At 43.6% G+C, this 23,774-nt stretch carries 13 protein-coding genes; 8 read left to right on the top strand and 5 right to left on the bottom strand.

Going from position 1 to position 23,774, the window contains the following annotated elements:
• Nucleotides 1–127 precede the first annotated feature (127 nt).
• Nucleotides 128–727: a tetratricopeptide repeat protein gene (locus SYN9616_RS15190; RefSeq protein ID WP_051410943.1), complete on the bottom strand. Its 600-nt coding sequence runs from the start codon at nucleotides 725–727 to the stop codon at nucleotides 128–130.
• A gap of 159 nt (nucleotides 728–886) precedes the next feature.
• On the opposite strand from SYN9616_RS15190, the gene SYN9616_RS17080 reads away from it, so the two are divergent.
• On the top strand, nucleotides 887–1,228 hold the full coding sequence (locus SYN9616_RS17080) for a hypothetical protein (RefSeq protein WP_156918665.1): 342 nt from the start codon (nucleotides 887–889) through the stop codon (nucleotides 1,226–1,228).
• Nucleotides 1,229–1,375: 147 nt separating this feature from the next.
• Here the strand turns inward: SYN9616_RS17080 and SYN9616_RS18200 are convergent, their stop codons facing one another.
• Together SYN9616_RS18200 and SYN9616_RS0104475 are read right to left on the bottom strand one after the other, a co-directional pair.
• Nucleotides 1,376–1,528: a hypothetical protein gene (locus tag SYN9616_RS18200; protein ID WP_369791936.1), complete on the bottom strand. Its 153-nt coding sequence runs from the start codon at nucleotides 1,526–1,528 to the stop codon at nucleotides 1,376–1,378.
• Between the two features lie 30 nt (nucleotides 1,529–1,558).
• The gene (locus SYN9616_RS0104475; RefSeq protein WP_028952052.1) at nucleotides 1,559–1,849 is read right to left on the bottom strand and encodes a tetratricopeptide repeat protein; all 291 of its coding nucleotides are present in this window, start codon (nucleotides 1,847–1,849) and stop codon (nucleotides 1,559–1,561) included.
• Nucleotides 1,850–3,257: 1,408 nt separating this feature from the next.
• Between SYN9616_RS0104475 and SYN9616_RS0104465 the strand changes: the two genes are divergently transcribed.
• The 4 genes from SYN9616_RS0104465 (at nucleotide 3,258) to SYN9616_RS0104455 (ending at nucleotide 5,106) form a co-directional block, all read left to right on the top strand.
• Nucleotides 3,258–3,686, top strand: coding sequence for a hypothetical protein (locus tag SYN9616_RS0104465; RefSeq protein WP_156918664.1), 429 nt, complete (start codon nucleotides 3,258–3,260; stop codon nucleotides 3,684–3,686).
• 68 nt (nucleotides 3,687–3,754) lie between these two features.
• Entirely contained in the window at nucleotides 3,755–4,072 is a 318-nt protein-coding gene (locus SYN9616_RS17070; protein WP_156918663.1) for a hypothetical protein, read from the top strand.
• A 358-nt stretch (nucleotides 4,073–4,430) separates the two neighbouring features.
• A complete protein-coding gene (locus SYN9616_RS0104460) occupies nucleotides 4,431–4,733 on the top strand; it encodes a hypothetical protein (protein WP_028952050.1) in 303 nt (100 codons plus the stop codon).
• Between the two features lie 61 nt (nucleotides 4,734–4,794).
• On the top strand, nucleotides 4,795–5,106 hold the full coding sequence (locus SYN9616_RS0104455; protein WP_028952049.1) for a hypothetical protein: 312 nt from the start codon (nucleotides 4,795–4,797) through the stop codon (nucleotides 5,104–5,106).
• Between the two features lie 366 nt (nucleotides 5,107–5,472).
• Here SYN9616_RS0104455 and SYN9616_RS0104450 read toward each other — a convergent pair whose 3' ends face one another.
• Complete coding sequence (locus tag SYN9616_RS0104450; protein WP_232200008.1) at nucleotides 5,473–6,273, bottom strand: helicase DnaB; 801 nt, start codon at nucleotides 6,271–6,273, stop codon at nucleotides 5,473–5,475.
• A 113-nt stretch (nucleotides 6,274–6,386) separates the two neighbouring features.
• Here SYN9616_RS0104450 and SYN9616_RS0104445 point away from each other — a divergent pair, with 113 nt between their 5' ends.
• Complete coding sequence (locus SYN9616_RS0104445) at nucleotides 6,387–7,985, top strand: glucose-6-phosphate isomerase (protein ID WP_028952047.1); 1,599 nt, start codon at nucleotides 6,387–6,389, stop codon at nucleotides 7,983–7,985.
• A 62-nt stretch (nucleotides 7,986–8,047) separates the two neighbouring features.
• A complete protein-coding gene (locus tag SYN9616_RS0104440) occupies nucleotides 8,048–8,431 on the top strand; it encodes a hypothetical protein (RefSeq protein ID WP_028952046.1) in 384 nt (127 codons plus the stop codon).
• On the opposite strand, the gene leuS is transcribed toward SYN9616_RS0104440, so the two are convergent.
• Nucleotides 8,428–11,001 carry a leucine--tRNA ligase gene (gene leuS / locus SYN9616_RS0104435; RefSeq protein WP_028952045.1) on the bottom strand — a complete coding sequence of 858 codons (2,574 nt, stop codon included), beginning with the start codon at nucleotides 10,999–11,001 and terminating at the stop codon, nucleotides 8,428–8,430. The two genes, SYN9616_RS0104440 and leuS, sit on opposite strands and share 4 nt — an antisense overlap.
• Nucleotides 11,002–11,597: 596 nt before the next feature.
• Between leuS and SYN9616_RS15180 the strand changes: the two genes are divergently transcribed.
• A complete protein-coding gene (locus SYN9616_RS15180) occupies nucleotides 11,598–23,216 on the top strand; it encodes a PA14 domain-containing protein (RefSeq protein ID WP_037990670.1) in 11,619 nt (3,872 codons plus the stop codon).
• Nucleotides 23,217–23,774: the final 558 nt, after the last annotated feature.

Raw genomic sequence — 23,774 nt, 5'->3', positions numbered from 1 at the left:
GGTTGGTAGTTCTTCTTTGCCAATTCATTCTCCCTTACATACTTCCTGTATTGAGGTGGTTTCCACTGCTTGAGGAAAGTAGAAAACCCGATAGCGAGAAAAGATACTTTTTATTTCATATGCCTTATTACATATTGCGGCACCAAGAACCTTCATCACTATTTAACCAGTTGATTCGGTATTCAAGTCCAAGTGATGCTGCTTTTTTGAAATCACTGCAAGCACCGTCGGAATCCTGAAACCCGACTCCTTTACTGAATCCCCTATTCCCATAAGCATTAGCATGCTGTGGATCGATCTCTATTGCCTTGGTGTAATCAGCAATTGCACCTTGATAATCTTCTAAATTATCCTTGACAATGCCGCGATTGTTGTAGGCTTTAGCATTCTGAGGATTAATCTCTAGTGCCTTGTCGTAATCAATTAGTGCTCCTTGATAATCACCTAAATCATTCTTGGAAGCAGCTCGATTGAAGTAGGCATCCGCATCCTGAGGATTAAACTCGATTGCCTTTGTGTAATCAGCGATGGCTCCTTGCCAATCTCCACGATCCGATTTTGCGACACCTGAATTGAACCAATCCTCAGCACTCTGCGCATAGGCAATCTGCGTTGAAAGGAGCCCTGCACCAATTCCAACAGCAGGTGTCAGTCCAATCAGCAGCGGGCGTCCCAGTGGCATGAACAGGGCTAAGGCAGCAGCAAAGGCAGTTGTGACGCGAGGCATCCTTGCAGCGCATAGCTAGTCCATCTCTAGCTCTTGTTGACGATCCCTGTCTGTATCTGATCTGCAAATACAGAAAACCCCGCCATTGGCTGACAGGTGCTCAATCAAGTACCAGAACTAGAATTCCAGATTAGACTCGTGAACAAAATAGTTGAGGTGATGAAAGGAATGAAAATATTGATCCCACTCTTGGTTGCCCTCCCTTCTCTCATCTTTGCTACTTCTGCTTTTGCAGATGAGTGTGAGATAGATTCGTGCAGAACAGCATGTGATGCAGATGGTGGATGCATTTATCTTCATGTCAAATCAACGAATTATCCCTATGTTGTTTTTACAACAACCTATGAAGGACACAAAACCGAAGTGGATTGCTCACAATTTAGATTGAGAGACATTAGTGATGATGGTTCAAGGTCTTCTTGGGACTTATCACAGCCAAACTTTATACAACAATCAAAGATAGCTACTGCTTGTCACATGATGTTCCATCACCGAAATTGAGCAAAGTTCTCACGACATCACTCGCCCGGTTAGGTGAAGGCTCAAGAGAAGAAGTTTTCCCTGAGTTGATTTGGGCTAGGCACTAAAAATCCGTTATTGCTGACGGGGGAATGCTTTGGAAGCGTTGAAATCAGGCGATGCCAGATGTCAGCAGTGCTTTCTTACCCATTCAATCGGTTTGGTATCCCCTAGATCTACCGCTTTTTTCCAGTCTCTACAGGCGTCTTTCAGATTACCTATTAGTTCTAAAGTAATGCCGCGGTTTGTGTAAGGCTGATAAAGTTCGGGATTGAGTTTAATTGCTTTTGTGTAATCATCAATAGCTCCTTGTTAATCCTGTAATTCATGCTTGGCAATGGCACGATTGTAGTAGGCATAGGTAAATCGAGGATAAATCTCGATTGCCTTAGTCCAATCAGCAATAGCCCCTTCTAAATTTCCACTTTCTGATTTATCAATCCCTGAATTGTACAGATCTATAGCATTCTGTGCATAGGCTGCATGCGTCGTCAGCAACCCTGAGCCAATTCCAATGGCAGGTGTCAGCATTACCAGCAACGGGCGACCTATTGGCAAGAACAGAGCGAAAGCAGCAGCAAAGGCAGTAGTGACACGAGGCATCCTGAGGGCTGCATGGCTACTACATCTCTAGCCCTTATTGACGATCCATGTCTGTATCTGATCAACAAGTGCAGAAACCCCGCCATTGCTGACGGGGGCTAAATGCAAAATTGTGCCAGGTGAGCGTTACAGCTTAATATTAAGGGGTATTATTGAAATTTATTGGTGGAGTTGGAAATTGCTGATTTCTATCTTTAAAGGTGCATGAAATCAGGAGATAAGCAACTCCAACAGAGGCGATGGTAGTGAAGAAGAGGTAAAAAGCCATAATTAATAATAGCTGATAAAGTCAAGCAAGCAGGAAGTATCTGCAGCAGATCAAACCAAATAACACGCTATGTGTGAATTTGCCTACACAAGGCAGCGCTACATTAGTATTGCTAAGTTTACGTTTATTAAATAAGTTAGTGAGTGTGAGGGTCATCCCCCGAATACATTCACCATCGCCGTTCTGCCTTCAGATCACATCCCCCGTTTGGGTGGTCTTGCTCGCTTGGCACTTCCCTGTTTGGGGGATTGGATCCATCGCGCCATGCTCAGTGGCAGGCAGACAGCACAAATCACTACATATCAGTGAGTTGAGTAATTCATGCACGCTTGATGGCGTTCATAAGGTTGATGTCTGATCCTCTGTAGACCAGGCCATAGCAGTCATCGCTGGACTTGGTTACGCGTGGGCGTGGGTTCTTCTTGAGACAACGCTTTGCCATCTCTTCATCAGTGACAACAATGAGAACGTTGCCGTCGTGCATTACTTCAATTGATTCGATCATTGGTTCTGTTGTTTCAATTGTTGGATTTGTCTAAGGATTAGTTTCACTTCCTCTCTTGTCTATGCTTCCTCTATCTATTTGTACAGCTTGAGGATGCTTTGTTCATTCGTAGTCATGGTCAAAGGTTCAACGGTTTAATCGCCACTGATGTGCGACAGATATGTAAAAATTAGGCGTATAAATACCTTGTCAAACAGAAGTCGATATGCTGGCTATTTATTGCTAATACAAGGTCTGATACTGCGACCGATGCAGTGCAGCAAGGAAACGAGTGTTCAACCAGTTGAAGACTCAGATCAACGTCGTCTTTCCTCATCAAACATCACATTGGCCAGGAATGTGGCCACGCTAGACAGACGATCTAAAGTGTAAGCACAGACAATTCAGTGACATACAGCTGTCTCAGCTGATCGGTATGCCACCAATGATGATGCTGTTCTAAGTGAACTGCTTTTCGCTGCCAGCTAGCGCAGGAAATGAATCCCTGCGACCACGGAATGGCGGCTGGCAGAGAGAAGCAATGCATTTATTCCTGGCTCAGCGGCGCTGTTACCTGGCAAATGGAGAACCGGTACAGGGGTCTACAGCGTCCCTGCTACTACGATAATAGGCTTAACAAATTTATTTCATTTTTTATGAGGTCATTACTTAGAAAAGCTCCAATCATCGGTGCACTCATTCTTTCAGCCCTTGCCGTTCCTGTGAATGCACAATTATCGAAACAAGATGTAATTCAAACTTGGCATCGAGGTGCATTCAATTGGGATGATAAAAAACAATTTGCCTCTTACAAGTATCTGGGAAAAGGGTCTGAATTTGCAGTTGCTTTTGTCTATCCAGGTAGTGGGATAAGATGGGATCTGCGTATGCCTTCTCTAAGTATTATTGATTGCAAGGCTGCAGAATCTATCGGTGGGTGGATTGTGCCTGAGAGTACCCAAGAGCAGCTTCTAAAAGACTCTAGTAAGTTTGCTAAGCAAGTGAATCAATTCGCAGCTGACTTCTGTGCCACACACAAATCTCTCTTTCCAGACGCTGCTATCTACAAGGACATAGAGATGTAGCAGGCATGAGCCGTAAACAAAAGAGCCGCTATATTTCAGTTCTTTGAATCTACCCAATATTAAAGCCCATGAAACTCCTTCCACTCATCGGCTCACTCCTCATCTCAGCTGCTCCAGTTCAGGCTATTGAAACATTTGAGGAGTTAAAGGAAGCTTGTAATGCTTCAGAAGAAATAGATAATATTTGCGCAGGAGCTGCTGAATATGTTGGTACTGCAGCATGGGTGAGTTTGCTTTGTGAATTAGAAGCAAAAGGCATACTTACAAAAGAGAATTTAGTTTTGGCTTGGGGTGAAGTGGTTAAGTTGAATGGTTGGACACCACTTTCGTATGAAGCAGTAGAGGATACATTAAAAAATTTCCCTGAATGTTCAATTAAACCTTAGTTGTAGGTTCTAGCAATAACGGATTTATAGGTGGTTAAACACGTTATTCATTGCTTACCACCCTTTCACCCATAGCAGTCCTTTACGCGTCTCCTAGGGTCTTAAAAGTGCCTTTCTGTGCCTCTTTTTTAGGCTTCGGAACACGCAGCAGGAATTCAGGTGTCCTGCATTGATTGAATGGATAAACAATCCGGTAGCCAGGCTGCAGGTCTTCAGAAATGAGCTAATTAGGAAGAATGAAATATTGAAGGTGCTTCGTTAGAATTGCCTGAGGATGTGTCTAATCGGCGAACGTGTAACTGCCCTAACTACAGGTTGCTGCAACACCTACTAGCCTGTGAGGTTAAGAAAGCGAACAATGAAAGCCAAAGCTCTTGCCATTGCAGGTGCATTGTCGGTTGTCTCCATCGCGTTACCCCCGAGTGCCAAAGCTCAAGTTCGAGATCGCTACGATTACATCTTCACGTTAACGACTGGCTCTTTCAAAACGTTGTGCGGCTTATATTTTACCAACTCAGTTTCAATTGAAGACATGCATGCATTTCAATGGGGTTGGATGAATAGCACTGAAGATGATAAAGAGCGCACAGTTATGACGAATGCAGCTGATGCTCTTCTGGAGCAGGATTCCTTCAAGGACTGCCCATTGCTTCGTGACTAATTGAGCGAATGTGTGATTACCCTTAACGTACCCAAGCCAGCAAGGCATCTCTCATCTATCTATGAAACCTCTTTTAGTCCTTGCCTCATTGCTTCTGTTTGCTGTACCAGTCAGATCAGACGTCAAAGTGTTTCTGTTTAATGCAGATGAAACAAAGGGCTATAATTACGGCTATATTTATGGAGTGGGAGATGCTTTGTGTGCCCTGGCAAACAGAAACCTAATCACAAAAGAAGATGCCAAAGGTATACTTGATGGACAGGCTAAGCTTGTCATTGAATACCCTGCTGGCGGAACTGATGCCGATAAATATTATGTAGAACAGGCTTACAAGGACATAAAAGAATCTGACCAATGCAAAGAGATTTACTAATGGCGTTATTTTATTCCCTGATTGCGTCATATTGGTTACGGATGATTATTTGATTACTATTTAATGAGCAGGCCTACTTATCTATATTTGAAGACACTTAACCCCACAGGGGGGGATGACGAGTTTCGTGTAACCGCTCGGCAGTTTGGTGACGAGCCAGCCTTTACCAAGTAGTGGGTTCGCTTTGATCTGACGCCGCAGCCCTGGTGCCCAAGACCGGTCATCTCTCCTGATGCGTGCTCCCATCCAATGCGTTGCAGATGACCTGACGCTACGGATTCAGCGGTTCAAAAGCAAGGTCATTTTTCGGTCAATTAGACAGGAACTGTTGGGAACGCTTGTCCCTGCCACATGCCGAGAATCCTTTCATATAAAGCGATCTTGGGGATAGACCCTTGTCCCGTAAATGATTTGGTGAAGATGAGGATCCTGCATGTAGCGCAAGACTCGCGCTGGATAATCAAGTTTGCCGTTGTGTAAATAAGCGAGTGTGGCGATCGCCTTGGCATCCAGAAAAGATTGGCTGGCCACAAGAATGGAGCCTGTTGGTAAACCAAGCTCTCGCTTCAAGCGATTCATTTTTCCAGCCAGCAGCCGGACGTTGGCGGCAGGGTCGAGCAGAAGTTCCCGTGCCCAGGCAATTTCTTCCTGACTGGGGTTGGCTGGCAGAAGGTTCTGATGAATGAGTTCTGATATTCCAAGCTGGCCAGGACCATGGGTCTTGACCAATCCCGAGTGAGCAATGAATGGCAGGTCTTCCCCTGGTTTGGAGTGTTGGATCTCATCAAACAAAATCGCCGTTACAAGCATCGGATTGATGCTCAGTCGGTCGCATTCGCGCAGGATCACAGGTTTTAAGTCGCTCAACCTGCTCAGGGTTTGTGCGCGAAGGGGCTGCAGTTGATCAACCCCGCTGGTGAAGAGTTGCGCCAGGGCTGGTTGGGGGCCATGGACACCAAAACGGCGTTGAAGCAGGTGCAGCTCCTCTTGCGAAAAGGCGGTTGGATCCGACGGTGGCTCAACCTGTGGTTCAAGCTCGGTATTGCCCGGCTCGACGATGGCGAACGCTTGCGTCATGTCACGTTTCGCCCACATGCTCCAACCGCCAAGAACCATGCCAATGGTCGCTGCAGTCAGGGCGATGGCCCTCCAGCTTTGACGCAGCATCCGGACAGTTGAAACACAAGCTGGCCAGGAATGTAGCCGGGGTGTCTCAGATAATGGGCAACCCTTACGAACGTGGATAGTTTCGGCGGTAGAGAGAGCCCCTTCGATCAACGATGAGCTTCCCGGATTTCAACGGCAGCGATGCTCAGGTTCAATGGCAGCGCTTCTGCGATCTCCTCTGGTACCACGACGATCTCGGGATCTGGCTGGACATCAGCCGTATGCACGTCAACACATCTCATCTGGATTCGATGCAATCCAGCTTCGAGAAAGCTTTTGGTGCAATGCAGGATCTCGAGTCCGGATCCATCGCCAACGCTGATGAGCAGCGGCAGGTTGGTCATTACTGGTTGCGTAATCCCCAGATGGCGCCCAGTGATGAAGTGCGAACGCACATCGCCCGCGAAATCGATCTGATTGAACAGTTCGGTAAGGACGTGATCGGTGGAGTCGTTAAGGCACCCAACGGCGAAGCCTTCACGGATGTGCTCTGGATCGGCATCGGGGGCAGTGGTCTTGGCCCGCTGTTGATGATCAAGGCTCTGCAAACCCATGGCCAAGGGCTTCCATTCCACTTCTTCGACAATGTGGATCCCAACGGCATGAGCGCCGTGCTCACAGAGCTTGGAGACAAGCTCAAGACTACGCTGGTTGTGACGGTGAGTAAGTCCGGAGGCACTCCGGAGCCTCACCTCGGGATGGAACAGGTACGCCATCGAGTTGAAGCTCAGGGTGGTTCCTGGGCCGGCCAGGCTGTCGCCATCACGATGCTGAACAGCAAACTCGATCAGCAAGCCAAGGAGGAGAGCTGGCTGAAGCGTTTCGACATGTTCGATTGGGTGGGGGGGCGCACAAGCATCACCAGCGCTGTGGGACTCCTTCCAGGGGCTCTGATCGGTTGCAACATTCGTGAGTTTCTCGCCGGGGCAGCCCAGATGGACGAAGCCACGCGTGTCCCTGATCTTCGCCGTAACCCGGCAGCGTTGATGGCGGCATCCTGGTTTGTGGCAGGAGATGGGAAGGGCAAGCGCGACATGGTTGTGCTTCCTTACCGCGACCAACTGGAGGTGTTCAGCCGCTACCTGCAGCAGTTGGTGATGGAATCACTCGGAAAACGTTTGGATCGCGACGGCAATGAGGTTCATCAGGGTATTGCTGTGTATGGGAACAAAGGATCAACCGATCAGCATGCTTATGTGCAGCAGCTCAGGGACGGTGTTGACAACTTTTTTGCCACCTTCATCGAATGTCTGCAGGATGTTGACGACATCCCTGTGATTAAGAACGAGCGACCTGGTGATTTTCTGGATGGTTTCTTGCAAGGTACCCGATCAGCTTTAACCGAAGGCGGACGTCAAACCATGAGCATCACCATGCGTCGCTTCGATGCCTATCGACTTGGTGCATTGATCGGTCTTTTTGAGAGAGCCGTTGGTTTTTACGGAGAGTTGGTGAACATCAACGCGTATCACCAGCCTGGTGTTGAGGCCGGCAAGAAGGCTGCAGCCGCTGTTCTCAATCTTCAGAGCCGTGTCGAAGCTGTTCTGAAAGATGGTGCATCTCGATCAGTGTCTGAGATTTGCCAAGCACTTGGGGACGGCACCGATGAGTCTGTGTTCTGGATCATGCGCCATCTCACAGGCAACAAGCGCGGCTATATCGCGGAGGGGGACTGGGCCAGCCCAGCCACAATGCGATTCAGTAAGGGTTGAAGGCCAAATACGCTGACATCGGTTGTAATTGGTGGCATAACGGTAGAAAAGTGTTTGAAGCAATGACGATCTTTCTCTGGTCAATATTTCGCTCAATATTTTTTCGCTGGATGGCTATCGCATTGGCCTGCAATTTTTCGGGGGCTGTGATCCTTCCAGCGTCAGCCCAGTCGATGACTCCCACGGGCTATGAGTATGTCGGTACGGGTGATGGCGGGACAGTTTATTATACGAAAGTGATCAAGCGTAAAGGCAAAAGAGTAAAAACGATGTTTTTCATGAGCACGAAAGCAGGCGAGATATCTCACAACGAGTTCCAATATCACTGTGAAAAGAGAACCTTTCGCTTCAAGCAGGCTAATGATGATTGGTCGAGCTGGGATGAGATCGCCGTTGGCTCCTGGGGCTATTCCGCTTATCGGATTGCCTGTTTAAAAGATCTCTAAGGTACGAGATTCACAAGCTTTCCAGGTACAACAATCACGCGGCGTGGGGCGGCGCCCTCGAGCCATTTCTCGGCCACGTCGCTGGCCAGGGCCAGCCGTTCCAGCTCCTGCTTATCGGCGGAGGCGGGAACCTGCAGTTTGCCCCGTACCTTGCCCTTCACCTGGATCACCAATTCAACCCTGTCTTGCACCAGAGCCGTTGAATCCAGGGCCGGCCAGCTTTGGCAATGAACACTGCCGCTTCCCCCAAGACGGCTCCAGAACTCCTCCGCAAGATGGGGTGCAAAGGGGGCGAGCAGGCGAACCAGGCCCGAAAGAGCTTCCTGCAACACAGGCGCACTGAGGGCATCGATCCCCGTGGAGCTGATGGCATTGGAGAGCTTCATCAGCTCAGAGATCGCTGTGTTCAGCTGTATGTCTTCGCTGAGATCCTCGCTGACGGCTTCGATGGCGAGATGCAAGGCACGACGCACGTCGCTGTCAGCGTCACTCAGTTCAGCCGGCCGTTGCATCGGTTCCATCGAGTCGATGCGTGTCGCACCCGCCTCAACAAGACGCCACAGCCGTTGCAGGAAGCGAAACTGGCCTTCCACATCGGCATCATCCCATTCAAGATCTTTTTCAGGAGGCGCTTTGAAAAGGATGAACATTCGAGCTGTATCAGCCCCATAGCGATCGATCACAGATGCAGGATCCACTCCGTTGTATTTGGACTTCGACATTTTTTCGAACAACACATCCAATGGTTCACCACTCGATGGGTCTGTGGGCTTTTCTGGATCAGAAACGTCTGAGGGAGCAATGTATTTTCCGCTAACTGGATTTCGGTATGTTGTTCCTTGCACCATGCCCTGTGTGAGCAGGCGATCGAACGGTTCAGCGACATCGATTAAACCGCGATCTTTCAGTGCTTTGGTGAAAAAGCGTGAATAAAGAAGGTGGAGAATCGCGTGCTCAATTCCTCCGACGTACTGCCGAACAGGGAGCCAACGATTGATGGCCTCTTTACTGAATGGATGGTCTGTGTTGTGTGGATCGGCAAAACGCAGGAAATACCAGGACGAACACATAAAGGTGTCCATCGTGTCCGTTTCACGTTTCGCTGGTTTTCCACATGAAGGACAAGGCACGTTCACCCAGTCCTCTTGTTGCGACAAAGGCGAACCACCCTTTCCAGAGAGATCGATTCCGCGAGGCAATTCCACTGGCAGTTCATCGCGGGGCACAGCAACCGCTCCGCAATCAGGACAATGCACAATCGGAATTGGACAGCCCCAGTAGCGCTGGCGTGAGATCAACCAGTCGCGCAATCGATAGGTCACCTTGGCCTGCGCCCAACCTGATTCGCTGCCGTGCTGAGTGATCGCTTGTTTGGCTTCCTTGGATGCAAGCCCATCAAATCGGCCTGAATTGATCAACTGGCCTGGGTCTGTCCAAGCCTGACCAGATGCAATTGCATCCGCGGCACCATCAGCCTCAATCACCTGCTGGATCGGCAGTCCATTGCTTGCGGCAAAAGCGATGTCGCGTTGGTCATGGGCTGGGACACCCATGACGGCACCGGTTCCGTACTCAGCCAGCACATAGTCGGCAATCCAAACGGGAAGTTCATCACCGTTGAGTGGATTGGTGACTGAGGCACCAATCGGAACGCCATGCTTAGGTCTGTCGTCGCTGGTGCGTTCCAGGCTGCTCAGGCGTGCGACATCCTTTTGAAATGTCCGAACAGCAGCCTCCTGTGCAGGATCCAGCAGAGCATCGACAAGTGGATGCTCTGGCGCCAAAACCACATAACTTGCTCCAGCCAGGGTGTCTGGTCTGGTGGTGAACACCGTGATTGAGGCGCTGTCGTGCCCGCGAACCGCAAAGTTGATTTCGGCACCTTCTGAACGTCCGATCCAGTTCGCCTGCATGGTGCGAACCCGTTCAGGCCAGCCGTCGAGCTGATCGAGATCCTTGAGAAGAGCCTCGGCGTAATCGGTGATGCGCAGGAACCATTGATTCAGTTGGCGTTGCTCCACCAGGGCTCCAGATCGCCATGACTTGCCATCAGCGTCGACCTGTTCATTAGCCAGAACGGTTTGATCAATTGGATCCCAGTTGACAGTGGCGTTTTTGCGATAGGCCAGCCCTCCTTCAAGCAATTCAAGGAACAGCCACTGGGTCCAGCGGTAGTAGTCGCTGTGGCAGGTCGCCTGCTCACGATCCCAATCAATCGAGAGGCCTAGGCGATCGAGTTGAGCCCGCATCTGGGCGATGTTCTGATCCGTCCAGTCGCCGGGATCCACATTGCGTTCGATCGCAGCATTTTCTGCTGGTAATCCGAAGGCATCCCATCCCATGGGGTGCAGCACGGCAAAACCCTGCATCCGACGCACACGGGCGATCACATCGGTGATCACATAGTTGCGAACATGGCCCATGTGCAGGCTTCCCGATGGGTACGGGAACATGGAGAGCGCATAAAAGGCTTGATCGGTGTTCCCATCGGGTGTTTGGTCGATCTGCTTCTCATTCCAGAGCCTCTGCCAGCGCTTCTCCAGTGAGGAGGGGTCATAGCGACTGTTCACGTGCGGCTAAGAGACAGCGGATTGTGATCGTGACACAGCACCTCCGTAAAGCCCAAATTCATTTCTACAAGCCGGGCAGAAAAAGTGCAAGAGAGACATAAAACGTCTATCAGATTCTGTTCGAGGAAACTAAATTTTCTGACAAAACTACCACAGGTATCGAAGTATTTTTGTAGATATAATTTGCGAATAAAATGTATTCTATAATCTGGGTAATGTCAACTGACGTTGTAATTATTCAATTACGCGCAATCAAGAATCATCTGATAAATAAACAATCACATCTCAACTAATGGAATAATTAAGGCAATTCCAATCATGATGTGATTGATCAATAAATCAATGTTAAAAAAAACTGGAGTCATACTGGTGCCATTGATTAAAAGAATAAAAAATAATGCCTAATTGGCTATAGTAAGCGAGTAGTTTAATAATTATAATCTGATGGTTTAATAGAAGAAATTAACGGATAAAAACAGAATTGAACTCTATTCTTTTAAAAAAGAGGCCAAAACAGAAACCATGACAAATATGTAGCAGCTGATACGCCGGTTCTGCTATTCGGTTGCCAATAATACGTTATTACAGAATCATCAATGACAAAAAAAATTAAATTCAATAGTGAAATTTTTCAGATTGGCAAGGTCATTGAGGAGGGAAAATCTGGTTGGGTAGACGTCGACATTAATAGTGCTCTAAATGCGGATAATTCTTCAGATCAATCTGAGCTAACAGCTGAGAGGCCGAACAATCGGGCACTTTCGTCACTAATCGTCAGATACGAAATACTTAAAGATAATGAAGATAAAAATACTGTAAGTGCGACATTAGGCGAGGATTTTACGGCCCCACAAGCTCTTATAACAACGACAAGATTTGATAAATTACCAATAATTGTAGTTCCCCTACAAGATGGTAAGGGTCGACTCTACATATCAGCTCTTAAAGACGCTATTAGTGAAAAAAATGAAGAAATTACAATTCGCCTTGTTCCTGATAAAATCATTGTCGACAATGAAGAAAAGGACGATAGCCAAGAATTTCAATTTTATAGTCATTCTACAGAAGAAGTAAAACTTGAGATAAAAGACGATAATACATTTTCCCCTGGAATCTTTTTAACACCTGCTGGTGCACCAAACCCACGACCGCTACATATTACGACAACCAGCAAACAGGTTTTCCTAGACCTGCATTTAACAAGCAAACCGTCTAACAATGTGAAGATACTGCCCACATCCGGCAGTCTCAGTAGACAATCAATCAAGCTATTAGTGCAGGAAGATGATAGAGCACAATTAATTGATATCAACCAGGATGGATTTAAGATTTCAAAAGAAAACTGGGACAATCCAGTCAGGTTGATCATTGAAACTGATTCTAAATTCAATAAGCCGATTGATCTTTTTTTAAAGACACGTTCCCTTGATAGAAATTATAACAATAAACTGCTCAAACAAAAGATTTCCGTAAGCGAAGATGGATTCGTTAAATTATCGGGCCACACGCAAACAGTTGTTGTCCGTGAAGACGCTACGTTCGATGCGAAGCCGGAAAAACCACTTCTTTCTATTGAAGTAATTGGTGGTACTGAAGGAGTTAACACTCCCAAAGTGAGGATTTCAAGCGATTCGGCAGTGACGGAAGACACAACCGCGTATTTCAAATACAAGACATCGATAGTCGATCAAGAACAGAAGCGTACACGCACTAAAATATATAAAGCATTTATCAAGGAAGGCCAATCATACGCAACCATTTACCCACCAATTAATTTTGATAATCAAAGACAAGAAAATACAACGATTGAGGCTACATTACAGCCTAATAAAAAATACAAGATAAACGCTGGTAAATCATCTGATGAATATGTTGACAATGATGTTTCAGGCATCAGTGTAAGTTCAGTTATAGACAAATCAGAAGTTATTCTCGTCGAAGAGCTTCAGCCTCAAAGCGGAACGGATAAAAATTCCTTATTGGCTTCTTTCTCGTTTTTTGGTGTTCATAATCATGATAAATATGACTATGATTCTGACTATGGCGAGCCAAGTGATCAAACATTTGAACTTAAGAAAGGCTATGTTTTAAATCTTGAGAAAGACGGTCAGCCATTTAAAATTACCCTAAAGAATGATGCAAAAATTCTTCACTATACAAAAGAACGCAATGTTAGGGATCATCTAATACCCGTAACAATTGACAATCCCTCAGTTGTTTATGGAACAGATCAACAAGCTGAAATTATTGATAGGCAACAAACGGGAACTAATCTTCTGTCTTCGTCATTAACAGCAACTGCAGGGTTCGAAGAAACATCTTATCCGAGCGATAATGTTATCCCAATGGATGCTATCAAAGCAACCGATGGTAGAAAAGAGATAAAAATTGCGCTAAAAAGCAAGCCAACCAGTGATGTAAAAGTTACTATTCCAAACCGATTACACTCCAAACGTGCTTATTTATTACTAGATAATAGTACTGGAAAGGAATCAGTCGATTTGAAAGGACCGGAATCTTCTAATTTAGTAGAATTTACTTTTACACCTAAGAATTGGGATAAACAACAATCAATTTATGTAGGCCAAGAGCTGATTGATAATGATCGCTATTACGAAGGAAATTGGAATATACCTCTTATCTCATCGTCCAGTGATAAAAAGTTTAACGAAACAAAATCGATCAGAATAAATAGCGTCTTTACTCCTGAAGAAGACGTATTGGAATGGAAAGAGCGTGCGGAAGGTCCGCTGGTCGATGTCCGTGTTGCTGCTTCAGCTAATAATGAAGCTCTAATAAAACAGAAAGAAGGTTCAACAAAATTTGAAAAATTTGAGGTTCATTTGCCATTTCAACGAGCGGCGGAACGAGACTATCGAATTGTGATCAAAACTGACGAAGTTGACAAGGATAAAAATTTACATCCCGCAAGACTTCCAAGAATTCGCTCAGAGAGTCAACTTAATGGTATTCTTTTATCGACATATAACCAAGGCAATACACGAAAAGCAGAATCAAATTTAAACTGGGGTATTGATTCGCTTTCAACAAAAAAAGAGGACGATTGGGCCGTCGAGGGCCAAGGTTTTATTGAGATCCCTGAAAGTGGGTATTATATATTTGCATACGACGTAGCAAACGGCAGTTTTAAGCTGCGTGTAAATAATCAATTAATTGCTAACACTAACCACAGCATAAAGGGACATTTTAAAAGTGATCCATATTATTTTGATGCAGGTACGTTAATTCCAATCCAAATCATTTATGAAACGACAGGGCGAAATTCAAAAGTAAATGCTGGCTTTGAAATTGGTTGGGGTAGTGATAGACAATCCCCATCAAATATCCAATCATTTGAGCCTATTGAGATTTCACAGTTATATAAAAGCAGGGAAGAAGCAAATAGTGTAGTCATTAAAGAAGGCAACAGAAGCGAAGAGTTTTATGTAGAATCATATGACGACAATATCAATCAAGGGGATTTTAAATATGATATCAAGATTATTGAAAATGCACACAAAGTTAAGACTAATAAGGATGGAATTCCTAGATCAGCCAAATCAGCTTATCAAGCACCTGATTATTCAATCGACATAAAAATTGAGAATATAGAGATACTTGAGAATTTTAAGGGTCAAAAAGTTGATAAAGATGCCAGAACATATATAGCTAACCTCACTGCTAACTCATCAATTGAATATTCCGATTATAAATTGGATAAATTAACACGAATACCAATTATTGACTCAGATAAAACAGATGAGCAACTCTTTTTCGACTTGGCGGATGATCTTGATCTTGGGGCATTAGGCCGATCTGAAACATTTAACAAAGGGAAGGTAAGGCTAATTGCAAACTATGAACTTGACCAAAGAATAATTAATCAGGGCATTAGTACTCTTTCAACAAAATTGCCAATCTCTAGCCCGCTAAAGATTAAAATTAGCGATGATGAACAATCCGGATATGAAATTCTTGATAGTCAATTTCAACCGCTTGAGTCTTCTGTTGATCTTTTCGAGGATGAATTTGATCAATCAACGGATTTTTACGTTCGATTGCGAACAGAGCCAACAAATTTTGTTAAATTAATAGGTGAACTCGATACTGATTTTGTCCATGTCAGTTCAGATGATGCTTTTAAACTTAGCAATGAAATTGGAAGGGTTGAATTCAACTTTAATCAGGACAACTATTATAAACCTCAAAAATTTAGTATTACGCCAGTTGATGATCTCAGAAAAATCAATCAGATTAATACCTCTCTCATATCATTTACATCTCAAAGTTTAGACAGGAAATATAACGAGACAAATCTGCTTGGAGTAGGAGGGGAAGAGCTTGAAACGTTCTGCCCTGAGGAAGGGTGTTCACCGGATCGTTGGACGCGCGATGGCGTGGGAGGCAAAACGCCACCTATAAAAGCTGTTCGAAAGGAACTCAGGCAACTTGAAAGATTATCAGGAGATAATCATTATATTGTTCCATCGAACCAGCCGATCAAACTAAAGATTAAAGATAATGATAAGCCATCAGTTGATATTCGTTCGAGTAACAATGGGCAAATAATTGAGGATGAAAATGATGCCTATTATGCAGTTAAGTTAGGCACAAAACCCAAACAGGATGTGACTATCAATTTTACTCCTCCCGAGGAGACAAATTTACTTTTATCTCTTGCTAATATCAATCACGGTACAGATCAAAGCTCAACACAGATATCGCTTAGAGCATCACGATTAGATGAATGGAGGGAAGATAGTGAAAGCAAAAAACAAAAGACAACGATTATCCCTGCGCACTCAGTTTTAAGTTTTTACGATAACAAGGGACATCTTGTGCGGTTTTCAAATAAGAAGCAAATTCTTATCAAGCCTGAGAATCTAGATGTTACACGCCCTCCTGAATTTGATAGTGATGGAGAACCGATCAGCGAAGAAATTCTTATTGAGCGTGGTGAGACTATTGCCAATATACCTGTGGAAATGATTGTTGGAGAATCCCATTTGGGCAAGATAAAAAGTAGTTTGAATAATTCTAAGCTCACTGCCGTTAATGGCTTTAATTCAATATATAATACAAAGCCTCGCTTTAAATTAGCCAGTCAAATTATTCCTGAATTGTTTCAGCTTACGTTTACACCTGAGGATTGGGATCAGGAACAATATGTTCATATCAATCCATATGATGATCGAACTTTTAATGGTGATGTAGTACAACCTATAAATGTCTCAGTAAATTCCAATGACCGACAGTACGCCAAATTAGATGACAACTCAATTAACGTAGAAATAATTGATGATGATCTACCAGTAGCTTCTCTTTCAGTTTTAACAGATGGGACAGAGCACGCAGAACCTGGACGATTTAGAGTAGAGCTCGACAGTAATCCTGATGTATCTGCAAATTCAAAGGGAATTGAAGTACATTATGAGATTAAAATTAAGCATGTTGACAAAAATATTCCATATGGAGACGAGAATGGAGAAGTGATAAAAGGTGATGATCGATTGTCATCAATTATTCAACACCCAACGAGAAGAGGATCTGTTCGAATACCGCCAGGACAATTGTATAGTGATGAAATTGTTGTTGCAATTGATGATTTTGATGTTCAGGCAAACTACAATAAAATTAATATTAGTATCATCGATGATCCTCAGACGTCATCCAAAAAGGCAAAGTTAAATCTGCCAAATCCTAAGCCTACTTACCAAGTTACAGATGAAGATAATAGACAAGCATCAATGCAATTTGTTGATAATGACAAAGCAGGAGTACTTTTGATCTTTCCTGGGGATCAATTAGTTGTTGCGGAAGGAGAAAGAGGGGCGCAGATGTTCGTGATGCTTACGAGTCAACCAAGAGGGGATGTATCTATTGATTTAAAAGAAAAAAGAAATCCCTTGTTTGATGATCGTGCGCAGCTTGCCGATAATCTTGATCCTGATCTGCCTCCCAATAAACGCCCACGCTTAACTTTTAATCCGGAAAACTGGTTTATTCCGCAGGTGTTCACCATTCCTGCGAAGTTAGATACTTTTGTAGAGGATCATCATATTAAAACGGATGAATATATTTATGCAGATACACAGCAATCAATTTTTAAAGACGAAGATGACGATGCTGTAAGTAATTATCTCGTGCTTCGCCAAGCTGTTGATGACGGTACTTTTGAGGATTTAATTGTCTCTGAGGGGGTCATCAGTAATACTGGCCGGCATAAGGCACAGCTTGAGCTGTCAATTGATGGCGATGGTCAAGCATACGATGATGATGTTATTGGGGACCCTGTCTTAGATGTAATTGTCATTGATGCACAACTTCCCGACAACTTTATTGATAATATTGATGCTTCATTGGCCGGTATTGAAGGTCTCGTAACATCGATCGATTATCCCTTATTTGGAAAACTTGATAGCGATGATCTAAACGAAACATTTAATATAATGAATGACTTTCGGTCTGCATATGAGGGAAGCCCTAACTCAACATTGCTAACGGTATCAGATGCTTTTGAAAATGCACATGGTGACAATCTTCCTGAATCACTTAATGCAGGCGAAAGTAAGATGCCATCTGGAAAATATCGTTCAGAAGGAAATATAATAAATTATCCATTTAAAATTATTGTCAATGAACACGTCGATAGCCTTACAGTTGAAGGCCTGAATCTTGGTGGGAATGGTAGTCGTCTTCTAATGAACCCTAAAGGACTTCAATTTAGCAACCCCAATGATCCTAAAAATGATAGTATTACTTTGGAAACGGATAGAAGAATCCAACCTGTATCGTTTCGAGAGGATAACAATATTGTCTACTCAAATTATAAGTTTACTGTGCCTCTTAATAGAACCGACCGTATTCGATTAACTAGCCTGATTCGTCGAGTTCGTGATGGCGAAAAAAAGACAATTCAAGTTAGTAGAAATACGGACACTCAATCATCGTTAATTACCTCGAATACGGAAGTCTCGGTTGTTGAAGCCATTAATTCATGGCCTAGTGAACACCAGTTGACGATCGTGAATCGACCGACAATCGGCTGGGATATGGAGCCAGACTTTAAAGTTACATCCAAGATGACAACTACTTCTAGTGGCCAAGTTGTCTTAAATGCAAATGTAACGTGGAACGCAAAGCAACAAATAGCTGCCTTACCACTTGACTTTAGACACAATGAAGGTGGTGGCTCAGAAGGAGGTATGACGTTTGCATCAAAATCTGATCTTGGTATAGATACGTTCTTAAATTTAGAAATTGCACTTGATCTAAATTTTCCAATTGCAGATCTAAGTGGTAACGGCAATGCTCCTTCTAGCGGGGGATCAGTCTCACAAACAACTGGATCCACTTCGCCTGGTTTGGGGTCAGTGAATCAAGTGTCAAGTTCATCGGATCCCGATATTCCAACTTCTAAGGCTATTCGTAAATTTAAAAATGCCAAATCAAGACAAATTGATCAGATAATTAAGCACTATTCAAATCCTAGTGGTCCTGACTATATGGTTCCTGGCGCAATTATGAATGCGCTTCAGAGTTTACAGAATATTGGTTCGCAAGGTTGGATTAATACTGAGAATTCAGGAATAAAATTTAATATTTCTTCTGAACCTACTGGAAGTTTCCTTGCATCATTAAACGGTGCAACAGTGAGATTTAATAATGTCCCTTGTACAACAGAACATTGTGTTAAGAAATTAGCAGATGGTGATGCTGAAGGGATTTCGACAAAGTTGGAATTATCTGCTTTCGCAAGGCCCAAAGAGCAGGCTGCTGGAACAAATCGCTTAGATCTTACTCAAATCACTCAAAGAGGTTTCAGGGATTCCTTCTCAATGGGGGTCACTCTGGATTCAGCCTTATCTGTAGTGACGTCACTGGGAATTCAAACAGCTGACGAGCTTGCAACTAACGCGTTAGCTGGAGGCTCCTGGTGGCCAAGCTTTGACTTTGGACTGGCCCATAAGTTTCCAGACGCGATACAAGGTGCCAGGAATAGTTTTAGTTCTGGCAACACGAAAGAGCAAGATCTACCAAGCACGATCAACTCTGGAGAACCTGAAGTTGCTCAAGAGCCGAGTTCACCCGATACGGGTCCGCAGAGTTTGGTTCGGGGAACAGGTGGTTTGGGACCTGTGGATCAAGTTTCGAGTTCACTCGAACCCGGACCACAAAGTTTGGACATTGAGAATGCCTCTACCCGTCAAACGTTTAATAACCTGATCAATACAGCTAGCTCTACCGCTAGAGAAACTTACAGAAGCGGTACTATTAATAACGGAGGATTTGAGAATGATGATTTTGATATCGACCTGACGAATAGTAGTAGTGGTGGTGGGATTCCACCTAGACGAACGAACTCCAACTCTTCAGGCAATAATTCCTCAAACAACAACTCCAACAATAATTCAAATTCTCCCGTTTTATTTGGAGTCAATATGAAGCTTGGTGATTTTCTCACCAATGCGATGAATCCGACAGTTCGTAATATTGACGATGCTATTAAGGATATTTATCCAGTTCTTGATGTTCTGTATGGAGATATAGCTTTCTTCCGAGCTTTTGATCGATCTATTGCACAAGCGATGGATACAGATAGTGACGGCAATGTTACTATTATGGATATTGTCATGAATTCTGCGCGCGTAGCGGCAAAGGTAGGTGGTGCTAAAGGACGAGGTCTATGCCTTGCTGTTCAAGCTTTGAATGTTCTAGGTTCCAAACTAAATCAGTTTTCAAATCTTGTTCGACAGATGAGCGATGTTTCTCGACAAAATGAGGGACTAGACAGAATTAATCAGGCATTTGATTTCTCTATTCTTTTAGAAGATAATGCTAATACTTTAAGGCAAAACATATCTAACCAGGCAGAAGTTGATTTAATTCTAAGAAGAAAGCCTGCCAATGAAGGAGGACTTGAAAATAAATACTTTCGCAACTTAAATCGGTTTAGGTCCTTGCAAGTTCCCAATGGCTCTTTTGCGGGTGTTTTGACGAAGAATGAACAGGAATTTGTTAGGCAGATTGAAATAAAAGGTTTTTCAGAGTTTGATCAATCACATCTTGATCAATTTGATAGTAATCAACTTGATAGTAATCAACAATTGATTAATAGTCGTTTTTCTCTGAAAGGCGCCGAGATGTTGCCGCTAAGAAAACACTATACTTGGAGTAGCATTGCTAAAATTCTATTAGATGAATTTAATAGAAGCGAATTAAATAGCTTTAGTGTCGGAGAGTTTGTTGGTTCTCAGCCGCAGGTTGTAACACGAATGTTCAAGGATTACGACGACTTGTATTTATATTTGAGTGATCTTATGCAGGCGCCCAATACTCCTGGGCAGACTTCTACACAGGTAATATACAATGAAATACGGGCTCGACTTCAGCTCTCGGACGAGGATGATCTGGATATCCTGCTTAGAGAAAATAAATATGAATATTTAGATCATATTCTTCGTGATGTTCGCCGAACCGTCGAGACTTTGCAGACCAAGGATTCGGATAATAATTCACTAACGATTCACTCTATACGCGATGACCTACCCGGCAAAATTTCTAATGAAATTGAAGTCAATGATTTCCAAAGGTCTTCCTTTAAATTACAGCTTCTTGAGGAATATGTTCTTGGTTCGGCAGTTAGCCCAGTACAGACAAGTTCGACTCCCGTCCAAAATGTTCGAAATACTTCGGCTAATATCGCTGGTATCAGGAGTCTTTGCGATTCCCAATCCATTGCCAACGATCTCAAAGGTGTACGCCCCGGCGTGGATTTCAATCAACTTGCAGCGTTTGCGGGTAATCCGTCATTCTTCAGTGAAGATAATTCCACCGAGTCTAGGCTTTTAAGCACTCAATCATCATCAGAACAATCATCTTTGTCTTCTGGTCCTCTTGCCCGCTCATCAAATCCTATATCTAATTTAGGGCAAAGGATGATGCGCGTACTTGAAGGTGCAAATTCTGCAGGCTTCTATTTCCCTCTATTTCAAGATAAACAAGCGCTTATAGATATTATTTTAGGTGGCTCTGATGTAGATCTTATGACGTATACTCTTCCAACTTTGCAAGCCGAGGCTGGTATTGATATCTCTAAACCACTGGGAGCTGTACGTCCACGTTTAAGTGGTTCATTAGGACTTTATTCACGTTTTGGCTTCGGAATGGATAGTTCGGGCTTTACGCGCTGGAGAGATGCGGGATCACGTTCAGATAATCTAGAAATGATAATGGATGGTTTTTACATTGCTGACCGTTGGTCCTACAACGCTGCGGCAGGACGTTGGCTAGCCAATCCTTTTGGCCGAGATATGCGTGAACTTGCTATAGAAGGACGTATTGGTGTTGGCTTAGAAGGAAATTTAGGAGTTATCAGGGGGAATGTAGAAGGTGGAGTGTTTGCTGATGTTGGATTCGATTTTGTAGATGTTGGTGAACTTCAAGGAAAGAGCGACGGACGGATCAGAGGATATGAAATGGAAAAAATGTTCCGTAATCCAACTGAGGCGATTGCATTTGGTGGAGGTATTCATTTCTTCCTTCAAGCGGCTATTCAGATCGGCATAGATCTTGGCTTTATCAATGAGTGGCATGACCTGTGGAGCGCTGAGTTGGCGCGTCTCACACTTGCTGAGTTTTCCACGGTGGATCGCTCCTCGTCTTCAGCTGTTGGTAACGACCCCTATAGAAATGCAACCGTATTCTTTGACACCAACACAAATTATTCGCCGGACTCTGGGGAGCCTACAACCAACACAACTCTCGATGGCTCTTTCTCTATGGAGGTTGATATGAACTTCTTTACTGAGGAGGACATCAAGAATGGTCAGCTGATTGCCTTTGCAGGTGTTGATACAGCCACCAACCGATTGCAATCAATCCCATTTACTGCGCCCGTTGGCACACCATTGACGCCATTGACGACATTTCGATCGCTAATGATAAGCTATTTTGACGAGTTGAACTCACAACAAGGTAGTATTAACATTAAGGCAAAGAAGAAGGGATTTGAGAGCTCTGAAGCTGTTGACGAATTTATTCGTAGAAATTTTAATATCAAAAATTTTGATTACACTGCAATTGAGTCGACGCAATTTCTTGCCACTGAGAAGTCACTTAGCAATAAGGTTGTTCGGTCAGCGGCATATGACTACTTGGCACATATTAAATTAAATTTTCTCTATTCAGCAGTTGAAAATCTACTGCAACACGGTTTGCCTGATCACTTTAGTAATGATCTTCAATCTCGTTTTGAAAGAATCTCTGCCATCTCAACTCATATCTTCAATGATCTTTCGAATGGGAGAGATCCACTTTCAAAGGATCATGAGTACATCGCTAGAGAGCTCTTGGGTGTGGAAAACCTGAACAATAATTTTGAAGAAACTGACAAAACCACCAAGTTTGTCGCCTCACTTGTTGAACAAGCCGCAGAACTGTCTCAGAGCTTGTGGCGGAAGCTGGATCGGCGCCTTGAACAATCAGATAGTGATTCTGCGCTTGATTTTGTCTCTGAGATTTTGCCGATCAAGCGCCAATATTTTGACGACTTAAATCTTCTCTCCTCGAATATCTCTCTTATTGACGAGCGATTCAAGAGTGATTTGATCAACAGAAATCCTGTATTTGCTCTGCGTGAGCCTAGAGATTTTGTCGGGACTAGTAATGATGATTTCCTGTCTAGATTTGATAGTAAGAGTCGTATCTACGGTGATGATGGTAATGACCTACTTCTTGGTGGTCACAGAAATGATAATTTATGGGGTGAAAATGGCTCAGATTATTTAATCGGCGGACCAAAATCTGATCTATTAAGAGGCGGTAATGGCGACGATACTTTGACTGGAAATGAAGGCTCGGATTCACTTAATGGCGGCCCAGGCGATGATCGGTTGGATGGAGGCCAGTCGGACGATACTTTGCAGGGAGCATCGGGGGCCGATACTTACGTTTATACTGGTGGTCATGATGTTTTGATTGGTTTCTCCTTTGGCAATAATCAATCATTAGATTTCATAAGCGATAAGTTGGAAACTAAATATAATGTGTCTGATGCTGAAATCTCTAGGCCTACTCTAGACACCTCTTCTCGGCACACAATCTTGTTGAGCTTTAATGATCGTGACTCGCTTCAATTTAATAACGTAGGCACTTCTATATACAATAAAAATGACAAAGAACTTTTAGACATTTTGAACAACAGCATGGCATAATCCTAAAATTTTATATTCTTGTAAATCTTCTTGCTATTATAATTTTTTCCAAAGCGTTTGGGCTCCATTCTTTTGTATTTGCCGTAGAAATTATTTATTTCATTAGTTTTCTCTTTCTGTCTAGCGTATATGCATATTAATTCATATTGTTTTTAGGTCTTGTGTTGGAAATATGCAGCATTGGTTTTTGAAGGAAATATCATATTGTCTTTTGGTTTTTAATTGCTTTGATCTAGGCATATGACTGATGAACCAGTTTAATTGGATTTAGTATGATACAAATTCTCCTTTGGACTTTTTAATTTTCGGTAACATCGCGATCCGATCGTGGTTCTTATACATTTAGTAAGTGTTCACATTCAAAGTAATTCATTTGAAATATTTATCTTCATAATTTGAATTTAGTAGTCACCCTGCTGTTTCATGGCTATCGGCTGACCGCCTCCAGCATTTTAAATTTGAGTGCTTTGGAAATTAATTTCTATATTTAGTTTAATCTTGGATTATAAATTTATTATTTATCTTTGCCCTGCCGATCCCTGCTTATGATGGAAATTT

The organism is Synechococcus sp. CC9616 (assembly GCF_000515235.1).
GTDB lineage: Bacteria > Cyanobacteriota > Cyanobacteriia > PCC-6307 > Cyanobiaceae > Parasynechococcus.
The sequence above is the reverse complement of the archived record's forward strand: the minus strand, read 5'-3'. Positions and strand labels throughout refer to the sequence as shown.

Coding starts and splice junctions, on each gene's coding strand:
- SYN9616_RS15180 (WP_037990670.1), top strand. CDS start 11,598: ATGACAAAAAAAATTAAATTCAATAGTGAAATTTTTCAGATTGGCAAG.
- SYN9616_RS0104465 (WP_156918664.1), top strand. CDS start 3,258: ATGAGGTCATTACTTAGAAAAGCTCCAATCATCGGTGCACTCATTCTT.
- SYN9616_RS0104460 (WP_028952050.1), top strand. CDS start 4,431: ATGAAAGCCAAAGCTCTTGCCATTGCAGGTGCATTGTCGGTTGTCTCC.
- SYN9616_RS0104440 (WP_028952046.1), top strand. CDS start 8,048: ATGACGATCTTTCTCTGGTCAATATTTCGCTCAATATTTTTTCGCTGG.
- SYN9616_RS0104450 (WP_232200008.1), bottom strand. CDS start 6,273: ATGCTGCGTCAAAGCTGGAGGGCCATCGCCCTGACTGCAGCGACCATT.
- SYN9616_RS15190 (WP_051410943.1), bottom strand. CDS start 727: ATGCCTCGCGTCACAACTGCCTTTGCTGCTGCCTTAGCCCTGTTCATG.
- SYN9616_RS0104475 (WP_028952052.1), bottom strand. CDS start 1,849: ATGCCTCGTGTCACTACTGCCTTTGCTGCTGCTTTCGCTCTGTTCTTG.
- SYN9616_RS0104445 (WP_028952047.1), top strand. CDS start 6,387: ATGAGCTTCCCGGATTTCAACGGCAGCGATGCTCAGGTTCAATGGCAG.
- SYN9616_RS0104455 (WP_028952049.1), top strand. CDS start 4,795: ATGAAACCTCTTTTAGTCCTTGCCTCATTGCTTCTGTTTGCTGTACCA.
- SYN9616_RS17070 (WP_156918663.1), top strand. CDS start 3,755: ATGAAACTCCTTCCACTCATCGGCTCACTCCTCATCTCAGCTGCTCCA.
- SYN9616_RS17080 (WP_156918665.1), top strand. CDS start 887: ATGAAAGGAATGAAAATATTGATCCCACTCTTGGTTGCCCTCCCTTCT.